Annotated in this window: 15 protein-coding genes; all 15 read right to left on the bottom strand. The window is 48.3% G+C overall.

Annotated elements, in window-relative coordinates:
* Nucleotides 1–81: 81 nt before the first annotated feature.
* The 15 genes from mrdA to rsxC all read right to left on the bottom strand — a co-directional run bounded on the left by mrdA (nt 82) and on the right by rsxC (nt 12,500).
* Nucleotides 82–1,914: a penicillin-binding protein 2 gene (gene mrdA, locus SPTER_RS07100; protein WP_144349686.1), complete on the bottom strand. Its 1,833-nt coding sequence runs from the start codon at nt 1,912–1,914 to the stop codon at nt 82–84.
* A 115-nt stretch (nt 1,915–2,029) separates the two neighbouring features.
* Nucleotides 2,030–2,524: a rod shape-determining protein MreD gene (mreD, locus tag SPTER_RS07095; RefSeq protein WP_144349685.1), complete on the bottom strand. Its 495-nt coding sequence runs from the start codon at nt 2,522–2,524 to the stop codon at nt 2,030–2,032.
* Complete coding sequence (gene mreC / locus SPTER_RS07090) at nt 2,521–3,438, bottom strand: rod shape-determining protein MreC (RefSeq protein ID WP_144349684.1); 918 nt, start codon at nt 3,436–3,438, stop codon at nt 2,521–2,523. Before mreC ends, mreD begins: the two co-directional genes overlap by 4 nt.
* Before the next feature lie 49 nt (nt 3,439–3,487).
* Complete coding sequence (locus SPTER_RS07085; RefSeq protein WP_144349683.1) at nt 3,488–4,522, bottom strand: rod shape-determining protein; 1,035 nt, start codon at nt 4,520–4,522, stop codon at nt 3,488–3,490.
* 29 nt (nt 4,523–4,551) lie between these two features.
* Nucleotides 4,552–5,241: a RadC family protein gene (gene radC / locus SPTER_RS07080; RefSeq protein WP_144349682.1), complete on the bottom strand. Its 690-nt coding sequence runs from the start codon at nt 5,239–5,241 to the stop codon at nt 4,552–4,554.
* Entirely contained in the window at nt 5,238–5,807 is a 570-nt protein-coding gene (locus tag SPTER_RS07075) for a Maf family protein (RefSeq protein WP_144349681.1), read from the bottom strand. Before SPTER_RS07075 ends, radC begins: the two co-directional genes overlap by 4 nt.
* A gap of 16 nt (nt 5,808–5,823) precedes the next feature.
* Entirely contained in the window at nt 5,824–6,114 is a 291-nt protein-coding gene (locus SPTER_RS07070) for a DUF4321 domain-containing protein (RefSeq protein ID WP_246105517.1), read from the bottom strand.
* A gap of 67 nt (nt 6,115–6,181) precedes the next feature.
* Nucleotides 6,182–6,724 carry a Gx transporter family protein gene (locus SPTER_RS07065; protein ID WP_144349680.1) on the bottom strand — a complete coding sequence of 181 codons (543 nt, stop codon included), beginning with the start codon at nt 6,722–6,724 and terminating at the stop codon, nt 6,182–6,184.
* A gap of 1 nt (nt 6,725) precedes the next feature.
* The gene (locus SPTER_RS07060) at nt 6,726–7,106 is read right to left on the bottom strand and encodes a NusG domain II-containing protein (RefSeq protein ID WP_144349679.1); all 381 of its coding nucleotides are present in this window, start codon (nt 7,104–7,106) and stop codon (nt 6,726–6,728) included.
* A gap of 139 nt (nt 7,107–7,245) precedes the next feature.
* A complete protein-coding gene (gene rnfB, locus SPTER_RS07055) occupies nt 7,246–8,193 on the bottom strand; it encodes an RnfABCDGE type electron transport complex subunit B (protein WP_246105516.1) in 948 nt (315 codons plus the stop codon).
* A 51-nt stretch (nt 8,194–8,244) separates the two neighbouring features.
* The gene (locus SPTER_RS07050; protein WP_144349678.1) at nt 8,245–8,823 is read right to left on the bottom strand and encodes an electron transport complex protein RnfA; all 579 of its coding nucleotides are present in this window, start codon (nt 8,821–8,823) and stop codon (nt 8,245–8,247) included.
* Nucleotides 8,816–9,502 (bottom strand): electron transport complex subunit RsxE, encoded by a 687-nt coding sequence (gene rsxE / locus SPTER_RS07045; protein ID WP_246105515.1) that lies wholly within the window; start codon nt 9,500–9,502, stop codon nt 8,816–8,818. Before rsxE ends, SPTER_RS07050 begins: the two co-directional genes overlap by 8 nt.
* Nucleotides 9,503–9,517: 15 nt before the next feature.
* Nucleotides 9,518–10,129, bottom strand: a complete 612-nt coding sequence (locus SPTER_RS07040; RefSeq protein ID WP_144349677.1) for an RnfABCDGE type electron transport complex subunit G — start codon at nt 10,127–10,129, stop codon at nt 9,518–9,520.
* Between the two features lie 12 nt (nt 10,130–10,141).
* Entirely contained in the window at nt 10,142–11,161 is a 1,020-nt protein-coding gene (locus SPTER_RS07035) for an RnfABCDGE type electron transport complex subunit D (RefSeq protein WP_144349676.1), read from the bottom strand.
* Between the two features lie 16 nt (nt 11,162–11,177).
* Nucleotides 11,178–12,500 carry an electron transport complex subunit RsxC gene (gene rsxC, locus SPTER_RS07030; RefSeq protein WP_144349675.1) on the bottom strand — a complete coding sequence of 441 codons (1,323 nt, stop codon included), beginning with the start codon at nt 12,498–12,500 and terminating at the stop codon, nt 11,178–11,180.
* Nucleotides 12,501–12,524: the final 24 nt, after the last annotated feature.

Genomic DNA, 12,524 nt, shown 5'->3' with positions numbered 1-12,524 from the left:
TATAACAGGATCAGGCATTGCAATGCCTGATCCTGTTATATTGCCGGGAGTTCGGCCTGACGCAACACAAACAAAAGCACATTATAACGCAGTCTGGGGCCGGTGGATTTTTGCTGCTTCAGAGACCGTCTGGTTAATATTAAAAGCGGCTTCCATAATCTTTTTCGCGATCGGCGCAGCCGATGAGGAACCGAATCCACCCTGCTCAACAATAACAGCCACAGCCACGCGCGGATCCTCATAGGGTCCATAAGCGACAAACCAGCCGTGATCATGGCCATGCGAATTCTCCGACGTTCCTGTCTTACCGGCTATGGCAATAGGGAAATCACCAAAATAAGCCGCAGCTGTACCGCCTTCCTGGGCAACCTCCCGCAGTGATTCTCGAATAAGAGTTAGTGTATTGTCGGAAATAGTCACTTGCCCAACCTCTTCCGGGCCAAAGGTTGTAAGGGTCTCACCGCTGGTACTGGTAATCTTACTCACCAGGTTAGGCCGGTAACGATGGCCGCCATTGGCAATCTCGCCGATAACCACAGCCATTTGCAGCGGTGTTGTCAATTGAAACCCCTGACCAATCGCAGCATCAAAAGTCTCAGATAAATACCAGTCTTCACCATATACTTTTTGCTTATAGCGTTGGTTAGCTACCAAGCCCTCCGACTCGCCGGGGAGGTTGATGCCTGTAACCGCTCCCAGCCCAAACATACGGGCATACTTCTCCAGGTTGTCAATTCCCAGCCGGTTGCCCATTTCATAAAAATAGACGTTATCAGACTTAGACAATGCTTCCCGGAAATTAATCCACCCCAGAGCTTCGCCCATAGCATTCCCCTTGGGGATAAGCCAGTGTCTACCGGTATCCAGGATTTTCTCCTGCGGTGTTACCTTCCCCAGTTCCAGCGCCGCCGTACCGGTAATTATTTTAAAGGTAGATCCTGGTGGATATTCGCCTGAGATTGCTTTATTATCCATCGGGTGGTAGGGGTTGTCGTTGAGCAGCTTCCAGTCTTTCTCGGAGATACCGCCATTAAACAGATTAGGATTAAAACTAGGCCGGCTAACCATCGCCAAAATTTCGCCGTTCTTAGGATTTATCACTACCGCTGCCGCCGCTTGGGCTTTGTTAAACTCAGTTTTCGTCTGCAGATGCATAAGCTGCTCATCAATCGCTGTTTCTGCTGCTTTTTGCACCCGGTAATCAATTGTCAACACCAGATTATGCCCGGGCAGCGGATCTTTTTTGCCAAGAACCTGTACCGGCCGGCCGCTAACATCAACCTCGACCTGATTGCCGCCGTCTGTACCGCGAATTTCTTTGTCATAAACCCTTTCCAGACCAAATTTACCAACAATGTCGCCGGCTTTATAGCCATCAGCTTTACGATTTTCCAGCTCTGTTTCATTAATCTCGCTGACATAACCAAAAATATGGGCGGCGAGCTCATTATAAACATAATTTCGGAGCGGCTGAATTTCAATAACCACACCTGGCAATTCCGCCCTGCGCTCCTCAATCTTGGTAACAATATCCGGGCCGAGATCGGTCTTAATACGAACAGGTTCAAAGGAACCGGATTGCTGCGCTACTTTGGCTTTAATTTCGCGGACGTTCATGTTCAGAATCCCGGCTAATTTATCCAGGACCGCATCAGGCACAGGACCACTAATCGACAGTAAGGAGACTGTAAACCCCGGACGGTTGGATACTAACATAACTCCGTTCCGGTCATAAAAAACGCCGCGTGGGGCCATGATAGGAATGAGCCTGATTCGATTGCCGTCGGCCAGCCGCTCATAATACTGTCCCTGTGCCATTTGCAGATAGCCCAGGCGGCCCACTAAGGCAATAAATATAAAAATCATGACAAAACCCAGAATTTCAATCCTGCCATTTACTCGCTTAGTAAGCATAACGACCTCTTTCTCAAAAATGACCTGTAAACCAATAAGATTCTGACCGCGCTCGCTTGGAGTACCCCCTATGGGAATGGGCATCTGTAGTCTTTAATGGCTGGTATGCAGCTAATTAAAACTGGCTGCGGTTGCCGAAAGTCATCCGGTAAATTAATCTGTGAACAGGAATACAAAACAAGATATTATAACCGATGGACGGCAGGACCTGATTCATGAAAACAGCGGCAGGTTCAACCTTATATCCCAGTATAAAAAGCAGCGCTTGCATAAATGCGCTGTTAAAGAGAGTAGCTATAATAACTGCTAATACAGGCAATAAAATACTTTCTTTAAACACCTTGCGTTCAGCTAAACCGGCAGTATAGCCTGTGGCCATCTTGGCTAGCGTGTTGAGACCAAAAACATTACCGGAAGCAAAATCCTGCATCAAGCCGGCAAAAAATGCCACACCGACAGCACGCTCCCGTCCGGCCAGCAAACCGGCAGACATAGTGATAATTAAAATGATGTCCGGTTTAACACCTTGAGTAAAGATAAGTGGCAGCAAGACAGCCTGAACGGCGACCGTGCCAATCAATAATACAGCCCAGGCCAGTGTTGTCTTCATTGCGCTGTCCCTTTCGCCGGCCCCGGCTGGCCAGAGGTCTGGCTCCCGGGTATAGCCGGCGCTGTTACCGGTTGCGGCCCAGGTGCCGGTTCGCGTGAGCGTACAATGACTAATACCTCTTCTAGTCTATCAAAATCAACCGCCGGCTTCAAGACAGCATATTTTAACAATCCGCCTTCATCATTAATAATATCCACTACTTCTCCCACTAATACCCCTTTGGGATAAATGCCGCCAAAACCGGAAGTAATTACTTTATCGCTCTTAATAATATCCGCGTCCCGGGCAATATTAATCATATGCGGCGACAACGGACTAGCACTCTTGCCTTCCACAATCCCGGCTACCCGCGACTCGGGGCGCTGTACCAGGCACCCCACCGCACTGCGCGGGTCTAAAATGAGCTGCACCTTGGCAGCATTGCTGTAGACACTAATAACGCTGCCCACCAGCCCCTGAGCAGTTACCACCGGCATATCTTTGGCAATACCGTCAGCAGCGCCACGGTTAATCATAATTATGCTGGTCCAGGTACCCGGGTCTCGAGCAATAACCTGGGCAGTAACAAAATCAAATTGCGGTGCCCGGTTCTTATAATCAAGCATTGCCCGCAGCCGCGTATTCTCAGCCTGAATTTCAGTAATATTAATGCTGTTTTGGCGCAGGTTTTCAATTTCAGCCTTAAGCGTCTGGTTATCCCTGTAAACGGTCATAAGCTGACCGGTAAATGATCCGGTTTGGCGGACACCATAGCCCACTTTCATGAGGACGTATTCCACCGGCGTTAGCAGCGTGATCACAACCTGTTCCATAACAGCAAATTGATATTTCCCCTTGGCTATAGTACCGGCCAGCAAAAAGACGGTAAGTACCGCCACTACAAGGATGACCGTCTTTTTGTGAATAAATCGCACTTTCCGGACTCCTTTCTTACCTTAATATATCAAAAAAATATTATATTCCTTATCCAAGCTTTTTGGGAGTCATTAAAACGCGTTTTAATAAGTCAATACTCTCCAGGGCCCCGCCTGTACCTGCGGCCACACAGGATAAAGCATCCTCAGAGATATGTACCGGCATACCGGTTTCTTTATTAAGAAGGATATCAAGCCCTCTTAACAACGATCCGCCCCCAGTCATAACAATACCACGATCCATAATGTCCGAAGCCAGTTCGGGCGGAGTTTTTTCCAGGGTTACTTTGACGGCCTCAACAATTCCCGCTACCGGTTCGCTCAGAGCTAACTGCACTTCGCCGGCTTTAATAGTCAGGGTCTTGGGCAGCCCGGTTACCAGATCACGTCCCCGCACGTCCATCTGCTCATCGGCTCGGGGCGGAATTGCCGAACCAATCTTAATTTTTACCTCTTCGGCAGTACGTTCGCCAATCATTAGATTATAAGTGCGTTTTATATATTGAACAATTGCCTCATCCATTTCATCGCCGCCAACACGGATCGAACGGCTGGTAACGATGCCGCCGAGGGAAATTACCGCCACCTCTGTTGTACCACCGCCAATATCAACAACCATGTTGCCTGTTGGCTCATGCACCGGCAAACCGGCACCAATAGCAGCTGCCATTGGCTCTTCGATTAAATAGGCCTCCCGGGCACCGGCCTGGATAGTGGCATCAATAACTGCCCGTTTTTCAACCTCCGTAACACCGGAAGGGACCCCGACAATTACCCTGGGCCGGATAAAAGACTTTGAATCCATTGCTTTTCTGATAAAGTATTTGAGCATGGCCTGGGTTACGTCAAAATCAGCAATAACGCCGTCTTTGAGCGGTCTAATCGCCACAATATTGCCAGGAGTACGGCCAATCATCTGTTTGGCCTCTTCACCAACAGCCAGCACTTCACCCGTGTCACGCTGGATTGCCACTACCGATGGTTCACGGAGAACAATCCCCCTGCCTTTAACATGTACCAAAGTATTGGCAGTACCCAGATCTATCCCCATGTCGCGTGACAGTGAACTGAAAAAATTAAACATACAATTTTGCCCCTTTCATTACAACCTGTTTATATTATTCCCTTTTCTTTAAAACTAACATACTTGCCATCGCCGATTATTACGTGGTCAAGTACTGAAATATTAAGCAAATTGCCTGCTTCAACAAGCTGTTTAGTCAAAGTGATATCTTCCTGACTAGGGGCCGGATCACCACTCGGATGATTGTGGACTAAGATAATAGCGGCCGCACTATAGATAATAGCCTCCCGGAATAGCTCCCGCGGATGAACAATAGAAGCATTTAAACTGCCCACCGAAATGATTGCCCGGGCAATAACATGATTTTTGGTCGATAACAGCAAGGCCATAAAATGCTCTTTCGTCTGATACCGCAGTTCTCCCATCATTAAACCGGCAGCATCTTTAGGACTTTTAATGACCGGCCGTTCACCGGGCTCTTTATAACTTAATCTACGCCCAAGTTCAATGCCGGCTACTACAGTAACGGCTTTAACCAGGCCTATACCTGCCGTTTTGCTTAATTCCAGCGGTGAGATGCAGCCAAGACCAGTCAGGTCATATTTAACTAAAAGCTGCTCAGCCAAACGAAGAACAGGCAAATTTTTGGTGCCGGTACGCAGCAGGATGGCCAGCAACTCAGCATTACTCAGAGCCGCAGCTCCTTTATCAAGCATTTTTTCCCGCGGCCGTTCGGTTGCGGGCAGTTCTTTCATCATCAGCGGTTTGTCCATTGTCATAGCAGTTCTACTCCGGCTTGCCGCAAAAGATCAGCCAGGGTAGCAAGCGGCAGCCCCACTACATTATTGTAGCAGCCATTAATACTTTCCACCAGCAGCGTCCCCCGCCCCTGGATGGCATAGGCCCCAGCCTTGTCCAGCGGCTCACCGCTGCTGACATAACGTTCGATTTGCGCTGGCAATAACGGCTTTATTCTGACAGTAGTAGCATTGAAGCCGGTGAAAACCTGGTGCCCCCTGACTACGGCCACGCCGGAAATGACAACATGCTCTCTGCCGGCTAAAGCCGTCAGCATCCGTACGGCCTCAGCAGCGTCTGCCGGTTTTCCAAATACCTGACCGCCCAGCACGACAACAGTGTCAGCCCCAATAATGATATCACCGGGGTTCGCCCGTGGGGCGGCATCCAAGGCTTTTTCACGGGCATGGGCAATAGTCAGTTCATGTGGTGGCATATCTTTGGTATTATCTTCTTCGACATCGCTAAGGATAATCTCGAAATCCAGGCCAATTAACGCTAACAGCTGTTGCCGCCTGGGTGATGATGATGCCAGAACTATCGCCATGCCTGTTCAGCCCTCCCTAAAAACGCCGGAATAGAATAATTGCCGCTATAATTCCTAATATACTCATTAGATTCGGGTATAACGCAAAGCCGATAACAACTTTGATCACGTACAGATTAATTGCCACAGGCGGTAGGTCAAACACAGGAAATGGCTTTATAAGATACGGAACAACATCAGCAAACAAGGTAATGCTGGCAGCAAGCTCGCCTAAAATACCACCAACCACTGCCCCCGTAAGCAAAAATAATACCATCATGCCCATACCGCGGCCGGCAGAACTGCTCCTCTTAGTTCCGGTCTTCAACCTAAACACCTCCCGGGGATTCTGAAATTCATCCCTTATATTAATTTCCATGCTGATAAACAAAACCTTATTTATTTTGCAAATCCTTGTTTTTAATGTTAAACCAATAGCTTGCCGGGGCTTTAGCGAAAAGATAATTGACTGCCAGACCGGTAAACAGACCTGTCGGTACAGCAAACAGCACTAAATACGGGGCATACCATAAAAGCCCGGGACTATACACGATAACCGCTGCCATCGTCACCTGAGCCAGATTATGAGCGACTGCCCCGGCCACACTGACACCAACCAGGGAAAAAATACCGGCCCGCTTATTATGGACATGAGTCATTATGATAATACTAATAAGCGCCCCGCCCATGCTCATGATAAAGGCCGGGCCAAACAGCCCCCCGCCAAATAAGGAACCAAGCAAAACACGGGTTATGGCAATATAAACAGCGTCCTGCCAGCCAAAGATAACAAGTGCTACCAGGGAGATTGTATTTGCCAAGCCTAATTTAGCACCAGGTACAGGCATGGGTACAGGTAACCAGCCTTCTATAACATGTAAAGTTGCTGCCATAGCGACTAACAGCGCCAGCAGTACCAGCCGTTTGGTTTTACTCATGCTACCTCGCAATATCATCAACATCAGCAGGAACGCCTGCTACTACTTTGACGACAACCCGGTAGGGCAGACAGACAATCTGTTGTGGCGACATGCTTATCCAGCCTGAATTAACACATATCTGATCAGGGCAGTCTGCTTCCCGGACCCGTACGCGACCGCCGCTATATTCAATAATATTATAGCCGTGATCATCGCCAAGGCGAAATTCACCGACATAACCTTGACGCAAAGGAAATGTCTTCACAGTCTGGCCGTTGACAGTGATAATTACCGTTTGCCCCTGCCCATTTGCCGCTATGTAATACATGTGTAAGCCAACGCCGGCAAGTGCAATGCTCAATAACACCATAACCAGCCATTTATCACCTTTTGTCAACATTAATTTGCCACCCTGCCTATATTCTATTTTATTTTACATTAAAACACTGCCTAATGCAAACAATACCAGGTTTTGACCAATGTGAAAATAACAAGCGAGGAGGGTTGCCCCTCCTCGCTTACATAATCCTTATTTTAACTTATGCGACACTTTCCTCACTGCCTGGAACTACCCCCAGCACAGCCTGTTTGATCGCTTTTGTCGGGCATTTTGCCAAACAGACCGGATTGTCGCATTTTTCCATGCACACTTTAGCATCAACAACAGCAACGTTGTTATCCATTTTAATCGCCCCGTGGGGACATTCTTTCAGACACAGGGTGCAGCCAATACAGGCGGCAGTACAAGCTTTCTTGGCCACAGCCCCTTTGTCATGGGAATTACAGTTAACACGCACATGAGCACCAATTGGCATCATGCCGATTACTTTCTTCGGACATACAGTTTCACATTTGGCGCAGCCGGTGCATTTATCAGGATCAATAACCGGCAACCCGGCCGGACTCATTGCCATCGCACCAAAGGGACAAGCCCTGACACAGGTCCCCAGGCCTAAGCAGCCATATTTACAGCTCTTGGGACCGCCAAATAATAGGTTGGCTGCCACACAGTCCTTCACACCGGCGTATTCATTGGCCTTACCGGCCTTGGCATGCGTACCGGCGCACCTGACCTGGGCAATCCGGGGGTCAACGGGCGCCGCCGCCTTGCCTGTCAGCTCGCCGACCAGTTTGGCGACAACGTCCTTGCCAGGGGTACAGAGATTGGGCGGGACATCCTGATTGGTCACCACGGCCTCGGCATAGCCCATGCAGCCGGGATAGCCGCACGCGCCGCACTGTCCTTTGGGGAGTATGTCCTCAACAATATGAATAAGCGGATTAACCTCAACGGCAAACTTCTTGTTGGCATAGGCCATAATAATACCGAACAACAGTCCCATGGAGACTAGTAAAACTATAGCTGCAATTACGGTATCAGCCCCGACATTCGCGTCAATCGACGACTCGACTGCCACTGCAGCATGTACAGCTTGATCAAATCCGGCCAGCATAAGAAGCAGAATGCCGGCTGTTATTTTTTTCATTGCGCATTTCCTTATAGTTTTTTTCATAATTTATTCAGCCAAACCTCCTTTCTACGAAATCATGCCGGAGAAGCCGAGAAACGCCAACGCCAGCATACCAGCCAGAATAAAGGAAATCCCCAGGCCGTCAAGCGTCTTAGGCACATTCGCATACTGTAATTTTTCCCTAAGGCTCGCCATAAGCACGATAGCCAGGGCAAATCCCGCACCGGAACCAAAAGAGTTTACGACACTCATAACAAAGCCATAACCCTCTGCGGCATTGATTACAGGCAAACCGAATACTATGCAGTTTGCGGCAATCAGCATCAAGTAAATACCCCACATATTATATAAAGCAGGCGAATGTTTCTTGATAATCATCTCCAAGAGCTGCACAGAACAGGCGATAAGGAGGACAAAAACCGGTGTTTGCAAAAACTTAAGTCCAAATGGAACAAGGGCAAAGGTGTATACAAGCCAAGTCATTACCGAACTTACCACCATAATCGCAGTTACCGCAACCCCCATGCCAAGCGAGGCGTCAAGGCTTTTGGAAACACCGAAAAATATGCACAGGCCCAAGAAACGAGTTAGAACGAAGTTGTTAATAAGAACAGCTCCGATAAATAAAGTGAAATAATCACCCATTCGCACTCACTCCTTTTTGCAACGCCATTTTTTGCATTCTTGCCGCTTGCAGTTTTTTAGCCGCCGCTTTCTCTTGATATTGGCCAATGATGGCAAAAAGGCCGATCAAAAGTCCAATAAGCATGAAAGCTCCAGGCGGCAAAATCATAATGAGTGCCGGATTGTAAAAGCCTTCGGGAAATATAGGAATCTTAAACAAAGTCCCGGCGCCAAACAATTCACGGATAGCACTGATTAAAACCATGGCACCCAGAAAGCCGATGCCCATACCTAAGCCGTCCACAGCCGAAGGGATAACGCGGTTTTTTGTGGCAAAAACTTCCGCACGCGCCATAATAATAGCAAAAACGACCACCAGCGGCAAATAAATGCCCAGCGCCTCATAAATCTCCGGAGAAACAGCTTGCAGTACCAACCCGCTTACCGTAACAATTGTGGAGATGGAAGTGATAAAAACAGGGAGGCGCACTTTGGGATTGATAAAGTTTTTCAAAAGAGAAATAACAATATTATTCGTGGTAATAACAAAAGTTACCACAATGCCCATGGCAAACGCGTTATTCACGGTCGCAGTTACCGCCAAAGCCGGGCACAAACTCAAGGCCAGCCGGAAAATGGGATTCATTTCGAAAAGCCCTTTGCTAAATTCAGGCCACAATCTCATATTTTCGTTACTCATATTATTTTATTCACCTCACTTGTTCTGGGTTTCTTTCATATATACTACAACTTCCTCAGCCGCTTCTCTAATACCTTTGGCAATTGCCCTTGTAGTGATAGTCGCGCCGGTCATCGCCTGAATATTTTTATCGGTTGGTTCTTTTACAACTACCAAATCTTCAGGTTTTTTCCCCGGAAACTGTTGATAAAATTTCTGCTCATAGAATTTGTCGCCAAGGCCGGGAGTTTCCGTTTGGGATACAACCTTGAAATTTAATAGTTTCCCTTCCGGGTTAACGGCGATAATCATCGAAACCACCCCGGAATAACCTTTGCTCGCAGCCGGGACAATATAAGCTATCACCTTGCCGTCAGCCTTCATTGCGGCTTTATACCATCCGCTCTTGTCTTCAATCGGGGTTATACCCCAAGCATCCGGGCTTAAATTTAAAGCAAACTCCTTATTCGGCACAGCTTCAATTACCGCCTGCATAGCTTTTTCTTTTCTAATCGTATCATTTGCAGCCGCGTAAGGCGCGGTAATAAAATACACTCCGGAAAGAATTATACTTGAGATCAGACAGGCCGTCGTCAAGTTAAGGGCAATTTTTATAAGACTGTCGTTTTTACCAGAATCATGTGACATGCTCCCACCTCCTTACACCGTTTTTCCGAACCTGACGGGTTTAATAGCGCGGTCAATAAGCGGCGTTACCGAGTTCATCAGCAAAATAGCGTAACAAACACCCTCAGGATAGCCGCCTTGAAGCCTAATCAAAACAGTAAGAGCTCCCGCTCCGGCGGCAAATATAATCTGCCCCTTGACGGTAATGGGGATAGTAACCATGTCGGTAGCCATGAAAAACGCCCCCAAAATCAGTCCGCCGGAAAGTATGCTCAAAATCGGGTCGCCTGTGAGAAGGCCGGTAGAGCCGCTAACATTATACAAGCCACCAAAAATCCAAGTCAAAACCGCTACGGTAGAAATCATAACAACCGGAATTTGCCAATTTACATAACCCCGATAAATGAGGTAAAATCCTCCCAAAATCAGGAGAACCGCCGAAGTTTCGCCCATACTGCCGCCATGTGTGCCCAAAAACATGGCCTTGTACATAGTGGCTTGGTCGCCGAAAACCTCCACCAGCTTGGCATAACCTTCCATTTTTAAAATACCCAAAGGAGTGGCGGTAGTAAGCGCGTCAACCTTGCCGGGCATATCCATCTTCGGCCAGGTTGTCATCAAAACCGGCCAGGAAGCAACCAGCGACGCTCTGCCGATTAGCGCGGGGTTAAAAATATTAAACCCAAGCCCGCCCATGGTGTGTTTGGCAATGCCGATGGCAACGACAGAACCAAAAATCGGCATATACCACGGCACATCCGGCGGTATGTTCATGCCCAACAAAAGGCCTGTCAAAAACGCGCTGCCGTCATTTATGGTAATAGGTTTTTCCTGCCATTTTTGAATAAGATATTCGGTCAAAACACATACCGCTATACACAGGGCCAAAGTACTAAAAGCCCCGATTCCAAACTGATAAATAGAGAATAAAGCCGCCGGCGCCAGAGCCGTATTAACGGTCCACATTATTTTGGAAATGGATTCGTCGCATCTGATATGCGGCGACGCCGAGACCGTAAACATACCGGTGTCAAGTTTTACTTCTGCGCTCATACTCTTGCGTCACCTCCTATTTCTTCGCCGCAGCCTGGGCCGCGTTTTGGGCTTTACATAGTTTGATATACTGAACAATATTGCGCTTGGCGGGACATACATAGACGCATGAGCCGCACTCCACGCAGTCCAAAACGTTATATTCTTTCACGGCCACCTCAAACGGGCCGCGTTCGCCAAGAATGCTGAGCATGTTGGGTACCAGCCCCATCGGGCAGGCCTCTATACAGCGGCCGCAGCGAATACATGGCTGTTCATCCCCCATATTTACGTCAGCTGCACTCAGGGCTAAAATACCGGAAGTACCTTTGATAACAGGTACTTCGACAGTGCGTTGGGCCATCCCCATCATGGGTCCACCCATAATCACTTTGACAGGCTGCTCTTTAAAGCCGCCACACAATTCAATTGCCTGGGCAAAAGTTGCGCCTACCCGCAGCAAAATATTTTTAGGTTCGGCAATAGCGCCACCGGTAATGGTAGCAACACGCTCGATCAAGGGGATACCTTTCTCGACAGCATCAGCCATAGCCACCATCGTGCCAACGTTTTGAACAACAGTTCCTACATCCATAGGCAGGCCGCCGGATGGTACTTCCCGGTCAAGGATAACCTTAATCAGGGTCTTTTCCGCACCTTGCGGATATTTTGTTTTAAGCGGTACAACTTCGATGGCAGAACCGGTACAGGCTTTACGTATAATTTCAATGGCATCAGGCTTGTTTTTTTCGATGCCGACATAGCCTTTGCTTACGCCAAGAATCTTCATTGCAATCTTCATGCCTGTAATAATGCGCTCGGTTTGCTCTAACATTACCCTGTGGTCGGCAGTCAGGTACGGTTCGCATTCTGCGCCGTTTAGGATAAATGAGTCAATAGGCTTTTCCGGAGGCGGAGACATTTTTACATGTGTCGGAAAAGTTGCCCCCCCCATACCGACAAGACCGGCAAGGCGGACAATCTCTTTCAGTTCTTTAACATCAAGCGACTGCCAGTCGCGGCTAAGCGGCAGACCGGGTGCCCATTCATCCTTGCCGTCACTTTCAATGACAACTGCCTGACAGGCGCCAAAAACCGGATGAGGATATTCGGCAACTTCCACCACCTTACCTGATGTTGAAGCATGAATCGGACTGGCAACAAAGGCTTGTGCCTCAGCTATTACCTGTCCTTTCTTGACCAAATCGCCCACCTTGACTATCGGTGCGCAAGGCGCTCCCAGATGCTGCCTGGTAGGAATGATGAGTTTCTGCGGCAACGGCGCCACTTCTATCGATTTAGCCGCCGTATATCGCTTGCGGTCGTCGGGATGAACCCCGCCGCGAAAGCTTTTTGCCATAAATTCAACTCCCTTTTTTTTAGA

It is taken from the genome of Sporomusa termitida, assembly GCF_007641255.1.
Classification (GTDB): Bacteria; Bacillota; Negativicutes; order Sporomusales; family Sporomusaceae; genus Sporomusa; species Sporomusa termitida.
This window is presented reverse-complemented; position numbering and strand designations above follow the sequence as displayed.